Below are 16602 nucleotides of genomic sequence, written 5' to 3'. Positions count from 1 at the left end.
TATCTGACCAATCACTTATTTAACGACAACGATACCGATTCTGATATGTCAAACGCATCGATATCCTGCACCCCCAGACGATACACGAAAGTGTGTCGTGCCGCTGCGCCACAGGGGACGTCGAGTGCCTCGGTGGCCAGGCAGAAGCGGTGCGGGTCCGACTGCAGGTGCAGCCGCGGCTGGGTGGTGAAGAAGCGCAGTTCGCGGCCCGAGGCCGGATCGGCCACGCGCGCCGCTTCGCGCAGCAGGCCGTCGCCGGCCAGGCAGAAGCCATGGTCGAAGCCCAGCGTGCCGGCCGGCTGGGCGCCGGGCCAGGCCAGGCGCGCGCCCAGCGGTGCCGGCTGGCGAAAATCGAAGGCGCTGCCGGCCACCTCGGTCACGGCGGCCGCCCGCAGATAATGGTCGGCCGCCAGGCGCAGCACATGGTCGAACACCATGCCGCCGCCATGCAGGTTGAACGCCGGCGCGGCCAGGCCGATGCGGGCCGGCGCGATCGCCACCGCCTCGCAATCGATATGCAAGCCGCCATTGTCTTCCAGCCGGTAGCGCAGGCGCACGCACAGGCCGTCCTGGGCCAGGCGCAGCTCCAGGCCGGCGTCGCTGGCGGCGTCGCAGTGCCAGCGCGCGCCGGGCGTGCCGGCTGCCGGCGCCGCCATCGCATGCCCGAGCACATCGGCCATGCGGCCGTAGCGGTCGGGCGCCCACCACGCCTGCAGGCTGGCGTCGTGCGGGTTGACCTGCACCCGCATGCCGCGACTGTTGCAGAGGGTATGGCTGGCGGCGGCGGTCACGGTCATGGCGAGGCCGCCTTGGGCGACCGGCTGCGCAGCTGGAATTCGCGCGGCGTGCAGCCCAGTTCGCGCTTGAAGACGGCGTGCATGTACTGCACCGTGGTAAAGCCGCAGCGCACGGCCACGTCGGCCACTTGCCCCGGTTCGCGCGTCAGCAGGGTCTTGGCCGCATCGAGCTTGAAATGCAGGATTTCGTCGTGCACGCTGCGCCCCAGCTCATGGCGGAAATGCGCTTCCAGGGTCGAGCGCGACACGCCCACATAGTCGGCCACCTGTTCCGTCTTGATGCCCTGGCAGGCGTACTGGCGGATGAAGTGGCGCGCCTGCATCACCTGCGGATGCTGGAACGGCTGGTGGCGCGTCGAGGCCAACACATTCAGGCCGGCCGGCGGCACCAGGATGCGCGTGCCGGCCAGGCGCGCGCCATTCAACATCTGGTGCAGCAGGTGCGCGGCCGTGCGGCCCATTTCTTCTGCCCCCTGGATCACGGAACTCAGGGGGATGCGCGTGAGCATGCGCGCCAGCGGGTCGTTGTCGATGCCGATCAGGGCCACCTGTTCGGGCACGGCGATTCCCGCATGCATGCAGGCCTGCAGCAGCTGGCGCGCGCGCGCGTCGCTGACGGCGATAATGCCGACCGGTTTTTCCAGGCTGTTCAACCAGGCGATCTGCTGCTCGACCGCCTCGTCCCACGACGGTGCGCTGGTGGCCACGCCACGGTACACGTCGGCGCGCATGTGGTCGCGCTCCATCAGCGCGCAAAACGCCGTTTCGCGCTCCTGCGCCCAGCGGTTCACGTCCGCTTCGGGCAGGCTGAAACAGGCAAAGCGCGTGAGGCCCGCTTCGACCAGGTGGTCATAGGCCAGCTTGACGATCTTGAAGTTGTCGGTGGCGACATAGGGAATGCCGGCCGGGTAGCCGTCATCCTGCGCGTAGGAGCCACCGACGGCCACCACCGGCAAATGGCTGTTGGCCAGCGCCGCGCAGACGGCCGGGTCGTCGAAGTCGGCGATGATGCCGTCGCCCTGCCAGCGCTCGATGCCGGGCAGGCGGCAGCGGAAGTCCTCTTCCAGGAACAGATCCCACGACACGCGCGTGGTGTTCAGATACGCCGCGATGCCGGCGATGATGTCGCGGTCATAAATCTTGTTGCCATTGAAAAGCAGCGCGATACGGTGCGCGGTCGGCATCTTCATTTTTTTGTCTCCTCCATGGGCGCGGCCGGGACGTATCTTCGTCCCTGGCCACTGGTCATGCGCCGGTACTAGCGGCGTCCGGCCCGGGTGCTGACGTCCACCCAGACTGCGAGGGTCAGAATACTGCCTTTCACGATCATCTGCCAATACGTGTCCACGTCCAGCATCGACATGCCGTTATCGAGACTGGCCATCACCAGCGCGCCGATCAGGGCGCCGTACACGGTGCCCGAGCCGCCGCGCATCGAGGTGCCGCCGATAAAGCAGGCGGCGATGGCATCGAGTTCGCTGAAGGTGCCGGCCGACGGCGACCCTGCCGCCAGGCGGCCCGTATTGATCAGGCCCGCCAGCGCGCACATCAGGCCCATGATGCCGAAGATCCACAGCTTCACGGCTTTCACGTTGATGCCCGACAGGCGCGTCGCTTCCATATTGCTGCCCACCGCGTAGATGCGGCGGCCGAATACGGTCTGGCTGGTGATATAGCTGAACAGGCCCAGCAGCGCCAGCAGCAGCAGCACCGGCAGCGGAATGCCTTCATAGCCGTTCAGGGTGCGCACGAATGCATACAGCACGGCGCCGATCACCGCCACGCGCAAGGTGTCGACCCAGACCGCCGTTTGCGGCAGGCCATGCTGGGCGCGGCTGGCGCGGCCGCGCCAGGTCAGGAATGCCGCCAGCACGAACAGGAACACGCCGAGGATCATGCCGGGCGTGGCCGGCAGATAGCCCTGGCCCAGGTACACCATCGGCTCGGAGACGGGCGCGATGGTGATGCCGCCGGTGATGCCCAGCAAAATGCCGCGATACGCCAGCATGCCGCCCAGGCCGACGATAAACGAGGGGATGCCCCGGTAGGCCGTCAGGTAGCCGTTCAACAGGCCGATCACCAGGCCGCAGCCCAGCACCGCCATCAGGTTCAGCGCCAGCGGCCAGTGCTGCGTGACGTCGAGCACGGCGGCGATGCCGCCCAATAGTCCCAGCAGGGAGCCGATCGACAGGTCGATCTCGCCGGCGATAATCACCAGCACCATGCCGCAGGCCAGGATGCCGGTGACCGACATCTGGCGCAGCAAATTGGACAGGTTGCGCGGCGTGACGAAGCTGCCTTCGGTCTTCCACGAAAAAAAGGCCCAGATCAGGGCCACCGCGATCAGCAGGGCCAGCATCTTGTATTGGGTGAAAAGCTGTTTCACGCTATGCGTATTCATGCGGCAGGTTCCTTGTGTGCAGTGTTGTTGCCGGATGCCGGGCGCTGGTCGAGCGCCGCCGCCAGCACGGTTTCCTGGCTCAGGCCATCGTTGATAAAGTCGCCGCGCAGCCGGCCTTCGCCCATCACCAGCACGCGGTCCGACACGCCCAGCACTTCGGCCAGCTCGGACGAGACCATGATGATGGCCACGCCCTGGTCGGCCAGCGCCAGCATCAGCTTGTAGATTTCATATTTGGCGCCGACGTCGACGCCGCGCGTCGGTTCGTCCAGGATCAGCACCCGGGGACGTGTCAGCAGCATCTTGGCCAGCACGGCCTTCTGCTGGTTGCCGCCCGACAGGCTGGTGATCGGCAGCGAAGGGCTGGCCGTCTTCAGTTCCAGCTGGGCGATCTCGCCACGCACCGCCGTCAGTTCCGCGTCGCCATCGATGCGCGTGGCGCGCGCAAACTGGCCCAGCACCGACAGGGTGATGTTCTGGCCGACGTCGAGGTCGGGCACGATGCCGTGGTGCTTGCGGTCTTCCGGCACCATCGCCAGGCCCATGGCGATCGCCTTTTGCGGCGACGTCGTGTCGATCTGGCGGCCATCGAGCCAGACCTCGGCCTCGCACGGCCCCTGGTAGGCGCCGAACAGGGCGGAAACGAGTTCCGTGCGCCCTGCCCCCACCAGCCCGGCGATGCCGAGGATCTCGCCACGGCGCAGGCTGAACGACACATCGTCGACGCGTTTTCTCTGCGGGTTGTCGGCGTCGATGCAGGTCACGTGGCGCGCCTCGAACAGCACCTCGCCGATTTCCTCTTTCTTCGCGCGGTGCGGATACAGCTGGTTCATTTCGCGGCCCACCATCTGCGCGATGATGCGTTCGACGTTCATCTGCGCCATCGGCGTGGTGGCGATATGCTTGCCGTCGCGGATCACGACGATGGTGTCGCAGATGGCCGCCACTTCATCGAGCTTGTGCGAGATATAGATGCAGGTGACGCCCTTGGCTTTCAATGCGCGGATGATGTCGAGCAGCACGGCGATTTCGGACGCCGTCAGCGACGACGACGGCTCGTCGAGGATCAGGAGGCGCGCATTCTTGTTGAGCGCCTTGGCGATTTCGACCAGCTGCTGGTGGCCGCCGCCGTAATTCATCACCGGCAGCGCCACGTTCAGTTCGGGGATCTTCAGTTCGCGCAGCAGTTCGTCGGCGCGCTTGTACATGGCGCCATAGTTCATGCGCCCGCCCGCCAGCGTCAGCTCGCGGCCCATGAAGATGTTTTCGGCCACCGACAGCTGCGGCACCAGCATCAGCTCCTGGTGGATGATGATGATGCCGGCCGCCTCGGTATCGCGGATCGATTCGGCGCGCAGGGGCTGGCCATCCCACAGGATCTCGCCATCCCAGGTGCCGTGCGGGTACACGCCCGACAAGACCTTCATCAGGGTCGACTTGCCGGCGCCATTCTCGCCGCACAGGCCTATGCACTCGCCGGCCCGCACCTGCAGGTCGATGCCATCGAGCGCGCGGACACCGCCAAACTGTTTGACGATGCCTTTCATTTCAAGCAGATAGTCGGACATTCTTGCTCTCGTTGCTGATACGGGGAAAAATGTCGGGTTAGGCGGTGCCCATGGCACCGCCAATCCGACCTACGGCCGATCCGGGCAAGCGTAGGTCGGGTTAGCGCAAAGCGCGTAACCCGACACCACCACCGGCGTTTTCCGGGGCCGGCGCAGGCCGGGTTAGCGCGCAGCGCGCAGCGCGTAACCCGACATGACACAGGCGATCAATTACCCAGCTGCGCCTTGGTGTAGAAGCCGTCGTCAATCAGAATATTCACATTCGCCTTGGTCAGCGGCGTTGGTTTCAGCAGCACGGTGCTGACTTTTTTCAGGCCGTTGTCGTAGCTGGAGTTGTAGGCCGGCTTTTCGTTGCGCGCCAGTTGCACGGCCAGTTTGGCCGCTTCCGAAGCGATGGTTTTCAACGGTTTGTAGACGGTCATCGCCTGGGTGCCGGCGATCACGCGCTTGACGGCGGCCAGGTCGGCATCCTGGCCCGAGACCGGTACCTTGCCGGCCAGTTTTTGCGCGGCCAGCGCCTGGATCGCGCCGCCGGCCGTGCCGTCGTTCGAGGCGACGATGGCGTCGATCTTGTTGTTGTTGGCCGTCAGCGCGTTTTCGACGATGGACAGCGCTTCGGTGGCGCTCCAGTCCTTGACCCATTGCTGGCCGACGATCTTGATGTCGCCCTTGTCGATAAACGGTTTCAACACTTTCATCTGGCCTTCGCGCAGCATCTTGGCGTTGTTGTCGGTAGGCGCGCCGCCCAGCAGGTAGTAATTGCCTTTCGGTTGCAGCTTGGTCACGCCTTCGGCCTGCATTTCGCCGACTTTTTCATTGTCGAACGAGATATACGCGTCGATATCGGCGCCCAGGATCAATCGGTCATACGACAGCACCTTGATGCCGGCCTTTTTGGCTTCCTTGACGGTGTTGTTGAGCACCGTCGCATTGAACGGCACGATCACCAGCACGTCGACGCCGCGCGAGATCAGGTTTTCGATCTGCGAAATCTGGCGCTGCTCGCTGGCGTCGGCCGATTGCACGAAGACCTTGGCGCCCTGCTTTTCGGCGGCGGCGATAAAGAAGTCGCGGTCGCGCGTCCAGCGTTCCACGCGCAGGTCGTCGATGGAAAAGCCGATTTTCGGATTTTTTGCGTCGGCCAGGGCGGCGCTGCTGGTCATTGCCAGCATGGCGGTCATGATGGCGGCGCTGATGATCTTGTTCATTGTGTGTCTCCTGGTGGATGTTATTAACAACGTTTTTTTAACTACGGGTGCTGCTGAAAAAATTTTTGACCGTGGTGCTGGTTGCTGTTGGGGTGGTGTCGGGTTACGCGCGGAGCGCTAACCCGACCTACTAATGGTTATGGCGCGGCAGGGTCTGGCCCACGGCGCGGTATTTCAGCGCCAGCTCCATGCAGGCGCCCGTTTCCAGCTGGCCCACGCTGGCGCGGTAGATTTCCTGCCACGGGGTGGAACTCTCGTTGACCGGCGGCGGCAGTTCCTGTGCGCGGCGCGCCAGCTCGGCCTCGTCGACCAGCATGTCGCAGCGGCCCTCCTGCAAGTTGACACGGATCAAATCTCCCGTTCGCAGCAAGGCCAGGCCGCCACCGACCGCGCTTTCCGGCGAGGCGTTCAGGATCGACGGGCTGTCCGAGGTGCCGGACTGGCGCCCGTCGCCCAGGGTCGGCAGGTTCAATATGCCGGCTTTCAGCAGGGCGTCGGGCGGCTGCATGTTGACCACTTCGGCCGAACCGGGCCAGCCGACCGGGCCCGCGCCGCGCATCACCAGCATGCAGCTGTCGTCAATCGCGAGGGCCGGATCGTTGATGCGGGCGTGATAATCGGCGGAACCGTCGAACACGATGGCGCGCGCCTCGAAAATGCCTTCGCAGCCGGGGCGCGACAGATAGCGCTCGCGGAAGGCGGGCGAAATCACGCTGGTCTTCATGATGGCGAAATCGAACAGATTGCCTTTCAAGGCCAGGAAACCCGCTTTTTCCTTCAAAGGCTCGGCAAACGGGCGGATCATTTCGCGGTCGCCGCTTTCCTGGCCGGCCAGGTTTTCCGCCATGGTCTTGCCGGTCACCGTCAGGCGGTCCGCGTGCAGCAGGCCCGCCTGCTGCAGTTCCCACATGATGGCCGGCACGCCGCCGGCGCGGTGGAAGCGCTCGCCCAGGTATTTCCCGGCCGGCTGCATGTTCAAGAGCAGCGGCACGTCGTAGCCGTGCGCCATCCAGTCGCTCGAATGCAGTTCGACGCCGGCGTGGCGCGCCATCGCCATCAAATGCGGCTGGGCGTTGGTCGAGCCGCCGATGGCCGCGTTGACGATGATGGCGTCCAAAAACGCTTCACGCGTGAGGATGGCCGAGGGGCGCACGTCGTCATGGGCCAGGGCGACGATGCGGCGCCCCGTTTCATAGGCGATCTGGCCCCGTTCGCGGTACGGCGCGGGGATCGCCGAGCAGCCCGTCAGCGACATGCCCAGCGCTTCAGCCAGCGCGTTCATGGTCGACGCCGTGCCCATGGTGTTGCAGTGGCCGGCCGACGGCGCCGAGGCGGCCGCGATCTGCAGGAATTTGTCGTTGTCGATCAGGCCGGCGGAGAGCTGGCGGCGGCCCTTCCAGATAGCCGCGCCCGAGCCCACCAGTTCGCCGTCCATCCAGCCGTCCAGCATGGGACCGCCCGACAGCACGATGGCGGGAATATCCACCGTGGCGGCGGCCATCAGCTGCGCCGGCGTGGTCTTGTCGCAGCCGGTGGTCAGCACCACGGCGTCGATCGGATAGCCGTGCAGGATCTCCACCAGGCCCAGGTAGGCCAGGTTGCGGTCCAGCGCGGCCGTCGGCCGGCGACAGTTTTCAAAAATCGGGTGCAGCGGGAATTCCATCGGAATGCCGCCTGCGTCGCGGATGCCGTCGCGCACGCGCTTGGCCAGGTCCAGGTGGATGCGGTTGCACGGGCTGATGTCGCTGCCGCTTTGGGCGATGCCGATAATCGGCCGGCCCGAGCGCAGTTCTTCGGCGGTAATCCCGTAGTTCATGAAACGCTCGAGATACAGCGCCGTCATGTCGATATGGTCGGGATTGTCGAACCAGTCCTGCGAGCGGAAACGGCGCGGCGCAGTGGTCGGCGGGATGTTCAGGTCGCTCATGCGCCGTACCAGCCCGCGTCGACATAGTATTCACGCCCGGCGCACTTGGCCGCGTTGTCCGACGCCAGGAACAGCGCCAGCGCCGCCACGTCTTCCGGTTCCACGCGCAGCTGCAGGCACTGGCCCTGCAGGATCACGGCCTCGGCTTCCGGCGTATGCCACAGGCGCTCCTGGCGCGGCGTGCGCACGGCGCCAGGGATGATGCAGTTGACGCGGATGCCATCGACGCCCAGGTCGCGCGCCAGGCCCCGCGTCAGCCCTTCGATGCCGGCCTTGGCCGTCATGTAGATCGACAGGTTGGCCTGCGCCAGGTGCCACGAGATGGAACCGAGATTGAGGATCACGCCGCTTTTGCGGGCGCGCATGGCCGGCGCCACGGCCTGGGCGCAGAAATACTGGTGGCGCAGGTTGACGGCCATGCGTTCGTCCCAGTAGGCGGGCGTGACGTTTTCGATCTGGTGGCGGTCGTCGTTGGCGGCGTTGTTGATCAGGATATCGGTGGCGCCGACCGAGGCTTCGATCTCGGCAAACGTGGTGGCCAGCGCGGCGAGATCCGTCAGGTCACAGTAGCGAAAGCGCGGCGGCTGTGGCAGGTCAGCCAGCTTGGCTTCCAGTTCGTGCGAGGCGTCGCGCGCGATATCGAGAAAGGTGACCTGCGCGCCCTGGCGCGCGAACGCTTCGACGATCGCCACGCCGATGCCGGTGCCGCCACCGGTAATGATGACGTTTTTTCCGGCCAGGCTGGGATAAGTTGCATGCAGCATTGATGTCTCTCGTTTTATATTAGATAAGTTGAATGATCAGAGCAGGCCGCGCTGCGCCAGGCTGGCGTACAGCGCGCGCACGCCGAACTGCCACGGCGCGATCGTGTCGCAATGCTGGACTTCATTGACCAGCGCGCCCAGGGCCGGGCTGGCAATCGTCACGCGGTCGCCCAGGTGGTGGGTAAAGCCGCCGCCCGGCGCGCCACGGTCTTTCACGGGCGAGAACATGGTGCCCAGGAACAGCATGAAGCCGTCTGGATACTGGTGGTACTGGCCGGCCGTCTGGCGCACCAGGTCGAGCGGGTCGCGGCTGATCTCGCGCATGAAGCTGGCGCCTTCCAGCACGAAACCGTCGTCGGCGCCTTCGATCAGCAGCGATACTTCGGCGTCGCGCACGGTGTCGATGGTAAAACTGTCGTCGAACAGGCGGATAAAGGGGCCGATGGCGCAGGAACCGTTGTTGTCCTTGGCCTTGCCCAGCAGCAGCGCGCTGCGCCCTTCGATATCGCGCAGGTTGACGTCATTGCCCAGGGTCGCCCCCAGCACCTCGCCGCGGCTGTTGACGGCCAGCACGATTTCCGGCTCCGGGTTGTTCCAGGCGGACGCCGGCAGCAGGCCCACTTGCGCGCCGCAGCCGACCGACGACATCGGCTGCGCCTTGGTAAATACTTCGGCGTCGGGGCCGATGCCCACTTCCATATATTGCGACCAGGCGCCGCGCTGCTGCAGTTGCTCTTTCAGGCGCTGCGCCGCGTCCGAACCCGGTTTCAATGCCGACAAGTCACTGCCCAGGGTCGCTTGCAGGGCGGCGCGCAGGGTGTTGGCCTTGTCGGCATTGCCGCCGGCCTGTTCCTCGATCACGCGTTCGAGCAGGCTGACGGCAAATGTCACGCCGCAGGCCTTGACGGCCTGCAGGTCGCACGGCGCCAATAGCAGTGGCTGGCCGGCCGGCGCGCCCAGGGCTTGCGCCAGCAAATCGGCGACCGGGCCCAGCGACTCGCCCTGCGCCTGGCGCACGAAGGCAAGCGGATTGTCGCGCTCCAACAACTCCGACACGGTCGAGACCGACGCCGTGATATCAAATACTTCACCGCCGCGCACGGCCACCACGCAGGGACCGTCGCGCCAGATGCGGCCGATCAGGGTGGCGTCGGCGAGATCAAGAGGCAGCAGGGAAACAGGGGAAATCGGCAACATGGCGGCTTTCAGGAAAAGGGAGCAAAGTTCAGGTGAGGCCGATTCTGCGCGCCGTCCCACCTCACCGCAATTACGAAAATCACCAAATTGCATGATGATTATTGGTATTGCGACGCACCAAAAATCCCCTATCCGATGGACAGGTCGCGCCCTTTTGCCAGCCCGGGAAAATCCATGCGGCACCGCATCAATAAGGGGGGTGATATCTTTTTGGATATCGCATAAGTGAAAAAATTGATTGGTGAGGTCTCACTGGACAAACTAGTATCAGCCGTGGCCTGGATTGGCCACCAGCGCCAAGCCGGCCGACAGACCGAGACGCTGGACCATTCAACTATTCGAAGACGGTGGAGACCTAATATGAAAACAACAATGAAAATGCTCAGCGCCAGCCTGGTGCTGGCCATGTCCGGCATGACCGTGGTACCGATGGCCAGCGCCGCAGACAAGGGCGCGGTCGGCATTTCGATGCCAACCAAATCGTCGATGCGCTGGATCGCCGACGGCGACAACATGGTCAAGGTATTCAAGGAGCGCGGCTACAAGACCGATTTGCAGTTCGCCGACGACGATATCCCGAACCAGCTGGCACAAGTGGAAAACATGATCACCAAGGGCGCCAAGGTGCTGGTGATCGCCGCCATCGACGGCACCACCCTGTCGAACGTGCTGCAAAAAGCGGCCGACAAGGGCATCAAGGTCATTTCCTATGACCGCCTGATCCGCGGTACGAAAAACATCGATTACTACGCCACCTTCGACAACTTCCAGGTCGGCGTGCTGCAAGCGGGCTACATCGAATCGGCGCTGAAGCTGAAAGAAGGCAAGGGCCCGTTCAATATCGAACTGTTCGGCGGTTCGGCTGACGACAACAACGCGCACTTCTTCTACAACGGCGCCATGTCGGTGCTGAAACCGTACATCGACAGCGGCAAGCTGGTGGTGCGTTCGAAGCAGATGGGCATGGACAAAGTGGCCACCCTGCGCTGGGACGGCGCCGTGGCGCAAGCCCGCATGGACAACCTGCTGAGCGCCTACTACGGCAATGCCCGCGTCGACGCGGTGCTGTCGCCATATGACGGCCTGAGCATCGGTATCCTGTCGTCGCTGAAAGGCGTCGGCTACGGTACGCCGAAGCAGCCATTCCCGGTCGTGACCGGCCAGGATGCCGAGATCCCGTCGGTGAAATCGATCATCCGCGGCGAACAGGCATCGACCGTGTTCAAGGACACGCGCGAACTGGCCAAAGTGACGGCCAATATGGTCGATGCGATGATGACCGGCAAAACGCCGACCGTCAACGACACCAAGACCTACAACAATGGCGTGAAAGTCGTGCCATCGTTCCTGCTCAAACCGGTCACCGTCGACAAGGCGAACTGGAAGCAAGTGCTGGTCACCGGCAGCGGCTACTACACCGAAGCGCAAGTAAAGTAATTTGACAGACGGGTACTGAGGGCCCGGCGACGCCGGGCCTTTCGCTTCACAGAATTCTAGAACAAACTGCCGCACGGCCAGCGCCCATGGTGTCGCCATGGCGCGCGGCCGTGCCAGAGAGGTTATATGACGAACACTATCCTGGAAATGCGCGGGATACGCAAGACGTTCCCGGGCGTGGTTGCGCTCGACAATGTCAACCTGCGGGTGCGCAGCGGCGAGATCCACGCCATCGTGGGTGAAAACGGCGCCGGCAAATCGACCCTGATGAAAGTGCTCAGTGGCGTGTATGGCCACGGCAGCTACTCGGGCGACATCGAATATCAGGGCCAGGTCCGCCAGTTCCGCGGCATCAAGGACAGCGAAGAAATCGGCATCATCATCATTCACCAGGAACTGGCGCTCGTGCCCCAGCTGTCGATCGCCGAAAATATTTTCCTCGGTAACGAACCGGCCACGATGGGCGTCATCGACTGGGAACACACGCAACGCAAGACGCGCGAACTGCTGAACAAAGTCGGCCTGAAAGAATCCCCCGACACCCTGATCACGAATCTGGGCGTGGGCAAGCAGCAGCTGATCGAGATCGCCAAGGCGCTGTGCAAGGACGTCAAGCTGTTGATCCTCGACGAGCCGACCGCCAGCCTGAACGAAAGCGACAGCGCGGCCCTGCTCGACCTGCTGCTGGGCCTGAAAGCCCAGGGCATTTCGTCGATCCTGATTTCGCATAAATTGAACGAAATTTCGCGCGTCGCCGATGCGATCACGGTCCTGCGCGACGGCAATACCGTCGACAGTTTCGACTGCCGCGTGGAACCCGTCAGCGAAGACCGCATCATTGAAAAAATGGTCGGACGCGAGATGGCCGACCGCTATCCGCCGCGCACGCCCACCATCGGCGAGACCATTTTCGAAGTGCGCGACTGGAAGGTGTACCACCCCGAGCACGCCGACCGCGCCGTCATCAAGGGCATCAACCTGCATGCCAGGAAGGGCGAGATCATCGGTATCGCCGGCCTGATGGGCTCCGGACGCACGGAACTGGCGATGAGCATTTTCGGCCGCGCCTACGGACAGCGCATCAGCGGCACGGTACTCAAGAATGGCCAGGAAATCGACGTCAGCACCATCGGCAAGGCGATCGCCCACGGCCTGGCGTATGTGACGGAGGACCGCAAGGGCCTGGGCCTGATCCTGGAAGAGGACATCAAGAAGAACACCAGCCTGGCCAACCTGGACGCGATTTCGAAGCACATGGTGATCGACGAGCAGCGCGAGTTCAGCGTGGCCGAAGAATTCCGCCGCAAGCTCAAGACGCGCTGCTCGAGCGTGGCGCAGAAGGTGGTCAACCTGTCCGGCGGCAACCAGCAGAAAGTGGTGCTGGCGAAGTGGCTGTTTTCGCGTCCCGACATCCTGATCCTCGATGAACCGAGCCGCGGCATCGACGTCGGCGCCAAGTACGAGATCTACAGCATCATCAGCGACCTGGCCGCCGAAGGCAAATGCATCATCATGATTTCCTCGGAAATGCCGGAATTGCTGGGCATGTGCGACCGGATCTATGTCATGAACGAAGGCCGCTTTGCGGCAGAACTAAGCGCAGCAGAAGCGTCGCAAGAGAGAATCATGCGCGCGATCGTCACACACGGAGAGAACAATGGACAATAAACTCACAGCCGGCGCGCCAGCAACGCCAGCGGCCGCGCCGGAAGCGAAAAGCTATGCCGGCTTTTTGAAAAACAATATGCGCGACTACGGCATGCTGCTGTCGCTGATCGTCATCATGGGCTTTTTCCAGTACATGACGAACGGCACCCTGATGGAGCCGCTGAACCTGACCAACCTGGTACTGCAGAACAGCTATATCGTCATCATGGCGCTGGGCATGCTGATGGTCATCGTGGCCGGCCATATCGACCTGTCGGTCGGCTCGGTGGTGGGCTTTGTCGGCGCGCTGGCCGCCGTCTTGATCGTCAACTACGAGATGAACTTTGTCGCGGCCAGCATCATCTGCCTGATCGCCGGCGCCGTCATCGGCGGCGCGCAGGGCTATTTCGTCGCCTTCTTCAAGATCCCGTCGTTCATCGTCACCCTGGCCGGCATGCTGGTGTTCAAGGGTCTGACCCTGGCGCTGCTGGCAGGCCAGTCGGTCGGTCCTTTCCCGGAAGGCTTCCAGATGCTGAGCTCGGGCTTCCTGCCCGACCCGTTCGGTGGCGACCACCTGCGCGGCTTCTCGCTGCTGCTGGGCGTGATCGCCGCCGCCGCGCTGATCTTCACCTCGCTGCGCAGCCGCGCCAAGCAAATGAAGCACGGCATGGAAAACGAGCCACGCGCCTTCTTCCTGCTGAAAAACGGCGTCTTCGCCGCCGTGATGGTGTACTTCAGCTACCTGCTGTCGTCGTACCGCGGTTTCCCGAACGTGCTGGCCGTGATGTCGGTGCTGATCGTCGCCTACACCTTCATCACCAATCGCACCGTGCTCGGCCGCCGCGTCTACGCCGTCGGCGGCAATGAAAAAGCGGCGCGCCTGTCGGGCATCAAGACCGAACGCGTCAGCTTCTACACCTTCGTCAACATGGGCATGCTGGCCGCCCTCGCCGGCCTGATCTTCGCGGCACGCCTGAACACCGCCACGCCAAAAGCCGGTACCGGCTTCGAGCTGGACGTGATCGCAGCCTGCTTTATCGGCGGCGCCTCGGCCTCGGGCGGCGTCGGCAAGGTGATGGGCGCGGTGATCGGCGCCTTCATCATGGGCGTGATGAACAACGGCATGTCCATCATGGGCATCGGCATCGATTACCAGCAGGTGATCAAGGGCCTGGTGCTGCTGGCCGCCGTCTTTATCGACGTGATTAATAAAAATAAATGAGAAGAACAAGGACGTACAAGTTCGAGCCTTAGGGGGTTCAAGCCGGCGCATGCGCCGGCTTTTTTTATGGCGCGGCCAACACGGCGGCCAGCGCCACCGCGTCGGCGCCGGCGGCAATGCGCAGCGGGCCTTCGGCATCGGTGGCGGCGCGCCAGACCGCCTCGGCCACGTCCGCCGCCAGCGTCACCTCGGACGACTGGCTCCATTGCGCAAAGACGTCCTGCGCCAGCGCCGCGTAGGCGTCGGGGATGCTGCCCTGCATGCGCTCGCGGGCGTTTTCGCCGAAACGCGTTGCCGGTGCCCGGCCCGGCAGCACCAGCCTGACCCGCACATTGAATTGCGCCAGTTCCAGCGCCAGCGACTCGGTAAAGGCGTTGACGGCCGCCTTGCTTGCCGTGTACACCGACAGCAGCGGCAGCGGCGCCAGTGTCACGCTGGACGTGACGTTGACGATCACGCCGGCCCTGCGCTGCCGGAACTGGGGCAGCACGGCCTGCGTCAGCGCGATGGTGCCCAGCGTATTGGTCTCGAACACCTGGCGCGCGGTGGCCATCGCCGTGCCTTCGAGCGCGCCCAGCACGCCGATGCCGGCATTATTGACCAGCACGTCGACCGGCCCCGCATCCCCGATGGCCCGGGCGATACTGGCGGCATCGGTAACGTCAAGTGCCAGCACGCGCAGCTGCGCGGATCGCGGCAGCAGATCCGGATCGGGCGTGCGCATCGTGGCGACCACGTGCCAGCCCCGTTCGAGGAAATGGCGGGCAGTGGCAAGGCCGAAGCCGGACGAGCATCCGGTGATCAGAACGGTTTTCATGAAAACTCCTGGTGTGGTTGGCGGTGCCCTGACTATAGAATGCCTGCGCCGGACTTGCTATAATCAATAGTCCATCTTTCATTCGCAATAGTCCACAATGGTCGATCCGCTTGCCGAAGTCGTCACCCTGCTCCAGCCGCAGGCCAGGTACTCGAAAGTCGTTGGCGGCGCGGGCAGCTGGCGCATCCGCCGCGCGGAGTCGGGCCAGCCGTTCTACTGCGTGATCCTCGATGGCGGCTGCCGCCTGACGCTGGACGGACAGGCGCCGCTGGAACTGCGGCAAGGCGACTTCGTGCTGATCCCCGCCGCCCAGGGCTACACCATGTCGAGCCTGGCGCCGGCAGCGCCGCAGGCGGCCGACAGCGTGCCTGTCGAACTGCCAGAGGGTCAGTTCCGGCTTGGCGATCAGGATGGGCCATCGCAGGTGCTGCTGCTGGTCGGCCACTGCGCTTTCGGTTCGCCCGACGCGGCCTTGCTGGTGTCGCTGCTGCCGCAGCTGATCCATGTGCGCGGCGAGCACCGGCTGGCCACCCTGGTGCAGCTGGTCACGGAAGAATCGCGCGCACGGCGGCCCGGGCGCGAAGTGATCCTGGCGCATCTGCTGGAAGTGCTGCTGATCGAGGCGCTGCGTTCGACGGCGGAAAAGGATGCAGACAACGGTGCGGAAAACCTGGCGGCGCCGGGCCTGCTGCGCGGCCTGGCCGACGACAGGCTTGCCGCCGCGCTGCGCTGCATGCATGACGACATGGCGCGCGCCTGGACGGTGGCCGAACTGGCGCAGCAATCGGCCCTGTCGCGCTCGGCCTTCTTCGAGCGCTTCAGCCGCGCGGTCGGCGTCGCGCCGATGGAATATCTGCTGGCCTGGCGCATGGCGTGCGCCAAGGATCTGCTGCGGCGCAGGGAGGGCGGCATCGCCGCAGTGGCCGGACGGGTCGGCTACGGCTCGGCCAGCGCCTTCAGCGTCGCCTTTGCCCGCCATGTCGGCATGCCGCCGGCACGCTATGCGCGCGAGCAGGTGGAAGCGTCAAGTTAGCAGGGAGCGGCCGCGTCTGTTCTCAAAATGGCACGGCGTCGGCCGTGAGCAAGGTGACGGGATTGCCCGGATTGAGCAGCTGGCGCCACACCCAGTTATGGTGTTCGACGATGGCCGGTGCGGCCAGGTGCGGGCGGTCGCGCGTGGTATGCGCATCGCTGATCACCACCGTTGCCAGTTCCAGGCTGGCGGCGCGGCGCACGCTGGTGTCGATGCAAAATTCGGTCGCATAGCCGCACACATAAATCGTCGTGATGCCGGCCTGCGCCAGGTGCTGCCGCAGCCCCGTCTGGCGAAACGCATCGCAGGAGTTTTTTGCGCTGACATGGTCTTGCGGCTGCGGCGCGATCAAGGCCGGAAATTGCCAGCCGTGCGTGCCGGCTTCCCAGCTTGAGTCGGCCGTATCGTGCTGCACATAGATCACCGGCACGCCGGCGGCGCGCGCCCTGGCGATCAGGCCGGCGATACGTTCCAGCACAGTATCGGCCTGCCAGGCGGGCGGCTCGCTCAAGACGGCGTTCTGGAAATCGATCACAATCAATGCACTGCTCATGGTTACTCCTTGGATTAGGCTGCACAGCCAG

14 protein-coding genes are annotated in these 16602 nt (G+C 64.3%); 4 read left to right on the top strand and 10 right to left on the bottom strand.

From position 1 onward, the window contains the following. Window positions 1-11: 11 nt before the first annotated feature. From ACP7B7_RS14810 to ACP7B7_RS14775, 8 genes are all read right to left on the bottom strand, one after another. A complete protein-coding gene (locus tag ACP7B7_RS14810) occupies window positions 12-797 on the bottom strand; it encodes a hypothetical protein (protein WP_426077130.1) in 786 nt (261 codons plus the stop codon). Further along, window positions 794-1987, bottom strand: coding sequence for a XylR family transcriptional regulator (locus ACP7B7_RS14805; protein WP_426077129.1), 1194 nt, complete (start codon window positions 1985-1987; stop codon window positions 794-796). Before ACP7B7_RS14805 ends, ACP7B7_RS14810 begins: the two co-directional genes overlap by 4 nt. A gap of 68 nt (window positions 1988-2055) precedes the next feature. Then, entirely contained in the window at window positions 2056-3198 is a 1143-nt protein-coding gene (locus ACP7B7_RS14800; protein ID WP_426077128.1) for a sugar ABC transporter permease, read from the bottom strand. After that, window positions 3195-4766 (bottom strand): D-xylose ABC transporter ATP-binding protein, encoded by a 1572-nt coding sequence (xylG, locus tag ACP7B7_RS14795; protein ID WP_426077127.1) that lies wholly within the window; start codon window positions 4764-4766, stop codon window positions 3195-3197. The genes ACP7B7_RS14800 and xylG overlap by 4 nt, the downstream gene beginning before the upstream one ends. A gap of 206 nt (window positions 4767-4972) precedes the next feature. Further along, on the bottom strand, window positions 4973-5947 hold the full coding sequence (xylF, locus tag ACP7B7_RS14790; RefSeq protein ID WP_426077186.1) for a D-xylose ABC transporter substrate-binding protein: 975 nt from the start codon (window positions 5945-5947) through the stop codon (window positions 4973-4975). Between the two features lie 157 nt (window positions 5948-6104). Continuing rightward, on the bottom strand, window positions 6105-7901 hold the full coding sequence (locus ACP7B7_RS14785; RefSeq protein ID WP_426077126.1) for an IlvD/Edd family dehydratase: 1797 nt from the start codon (window positions 7899-7901) through the stop codon (window positions 6105-6107). After that, window positions 7898-8665, bottom strand: coding sequence for an SDR family NAD(P)-dependent oxidoreductase (locus ACP7B7_RS14780; RefSeq protein ID WP_426077125.1), 768 nt, complete (start codon window positions 8663-8665; stop codon window positions 7898-7900). Before ACP7B7_RS14780 ends, ACP7B7_RS14785 begins: the two co-directional genes overlap by 4 nt. Window positions 8666-8701: 36 nt before the next feature. Further along, on the bottom strand, window positions 8702-9862 hold the full coding sequence (locus ACP7B7_RS14775; RefSeq protein ID WP_426077124.1) for a fumarylacetoacetate hydrolase family protein: 1161 nt from the start codon (window positions 9860-9862) through the stop codon (window positions 8702-8704). Between the two features lie 378 nt (window positions 9863-10240). On the opposite strand from ACP7B7_RS14775, the gene chvE reads away from it, so the two are divergent. From chvE to mmsB, 3 genes are all read left to right on the top strand, one after another. Beyond that, window positions 10241-11299: a multiple monosaccharide ABC transporter substrate-binding protein gene (gene chvE / locus ACP7B7_RS14770; RefSeq protein ID WP_426077185.1), complete on the top strand. Its 1059-nt coding sequence runs from the start codon at window positions 10241-10243 to the stop codon at window positions 11297-11299. A 126-nt stretch (window positions 11300-11425) separates the two neighbouring features. Beyond that, a complete protein-coding gene (gene mmsA / locus ACP7B7_RS14765; protein WP_426077123.1) occupies window positions 11426-12967 on the top strand; it encodes a multiple monosaccharide ABC transporter ATP-binding protein in 1542 nt (513 codons plus the stop codon). Beyond that, window positions 12957-14168, top strand: a complete 1212-nt coding sequence (mmsB, locus tag ACP7B7_RS14760; RefSeq protein ID WP_426077122.1) for a multiple monosaccharide ABC transporter permease — start codon at window positions 12957-12959, stop codon at window positions 14166-14168. The genes mmsA and mmsB overlap by 11 nt, the downstream gene beginning before the upstream one ends. 64 nt (window positions 14169-14232) lie before the next feature. On the opposite strand, the gene ACP7B7_RS14755 is transcribed toward mmsB, so the two are convergent. Continuing rightward, on the bottom strand, window positions 14233-14985 hold the full coding sequence (locus ACP7B7_RS14755) for an SDR family oxidoreductase (protein WP_308923266.1): 753 nt from the start codon (window positions 14983-14985) through the stop codon (window positions 14233-14235). Window positions 14986-15082: 97 nt separating this feature from the next. On the opposite strand from ACP7B7_RS14755, the gene ACP7B7_RS14750 reads away from it, so the two are divergent. Next, window positions 15083-16018 (top strand): AraC family transcriptional regulator, encoded by a 936-nt coding sequence (locus ACP7B7_RS14750; protein ID WP_426077120.1) that lies wholly within the window; start codon window positions 15083-15085, stop codon window positions 16016-16018. A 22-nt stretch (window positions 16019-16040) separates the two neighbouring features. Here ACP7B7_RS14750 and ACP7B7_RS14745 read toward each other — a convergent pair whose 3' ends face one another. Further along, a complete protein-coding gene (locus tag ACP7B7_RS14745) occupies window positions 16041-16571 on the bottom strand; it encodes a cysteine hydrolase family protein (protein ID WP_308923264.1) in 531 nt (176 codons plus the stop codon). Window positions 16572-16602: the final 31 nt, after the last annotated feature.

The sequence above is a fragment of the Janthinobacterium sp. PSPC3-1 genome (assembly GCF_049896105.1).
Classification (GTDB): Bacteria; Pseudomonadota; Gammaproteobacteria; order Burkholderiales; family Burkholderiaceae_D; genus Janthinobacterium.
The sequence above is the reverse complement of the archived record's forward strand: the minus strand, read 5'-3'. Positions and strand labels throughout refer to the sequence as shown.

Bases quoted from the DNA above. Each gene is read 5' to 3' on its own strand.
- ACP7B7_RS14810 (WP_426077130.1), bottom strand. From the start codon at position 797: ATGACCGTGACCGCCGCCGCCAGCCATACCCTCTGCAACAGTCGCGGC.
- ACP7B7_RS14805 (WP_426077129.1), bottom strand. From the start codon at position 1,987: ATGAAGATGCCGACCGCGCACCGTATCGCGCTGCTTTTCAATGGCAAC.
- ACP7B7_RS14800 (WP_426077128.1), bottom strand. From the start codon at position 3,198: ATGAATACGCATAGCGTGAAACAGCTTTTCACCCAATACAAGATGCTG.
- xylG (WP_426077127.1), bottom strand. From the start codon at position 4,766: ATGTCCGACTATCTGCTTGAAATGAAAGGCATCGTCAAACAGTTTGGC.
- xylF (WP_426077186.1), bottom strand. From the start codon at position 5,947: ATGACCGCCATGCTGGCAATGACCAGCAGCGCCGCCCTGGCCGACGCA.
- ACP7B7_RS14785 (WP_426077126.1), bottom strand. From the start codon at position 7,901: ATGAGCGACCTGAACATCCCGCCGACCACTGCGCCGCGCCGTTTCCGC.
- ACP7B7_RS14780 (WP_426077125.1), bottom strand. From the start codon at position 8,665: ATGCTGCATGCAACTTATCCCAGCCTGGCCGGAAAAAACGTCATCATT.
- ACP7B7_RS14775 (WP_426077124.1), bottom strand. From the start codon at position 9,862: ATGTTGCCGATTTCCCCTGTTTCCCTGCTGCCTCTTGATCTCGCCGAC.
- chvE (WP_426077185.1), top strand. From the start codon at position 10,241: ATGCTCAGCGCCAGCCTGGTGCTGGCCATGTCCGGCATGACCGTGGTA.
- mmsA (WP_426077123.1), top strand. From the start codon at position 11,426: ATGACGAACACTATCCTGGAAATGCGCGGGATACGCAAGACGTTCCCG.
- mmsB (WP_426077122.1), top strand. From the start codon at position 12,957: ATGGACAATAAACTCACAGCCGGCGCGCCAGCAACGCCAGCGGCCGCG.
- ACP7B7_RS14755 (WP_308923266.1), bottom strand. From the start codon at position 14,985: ATGAAAACCGTTCTGATCACCGGATGCTCGTCCGGCTTCGGCCTTGCC.
- ACP7B7_RS14750 (WP_426077120.1), top strand. From the start codon at position 15,083: ATGGTCGATCCGCTTGCCGAAGTCGTCACCCTGCTCCAGCCGCAGGCC.
- ACP7B7_RS14745 (WP_308923264.1), bottom strand. From the start codon at position 16,571: ATGAGCAGTGCATTGATTGTGATCGATTTCCAGAACGCCGTCTTGAGC.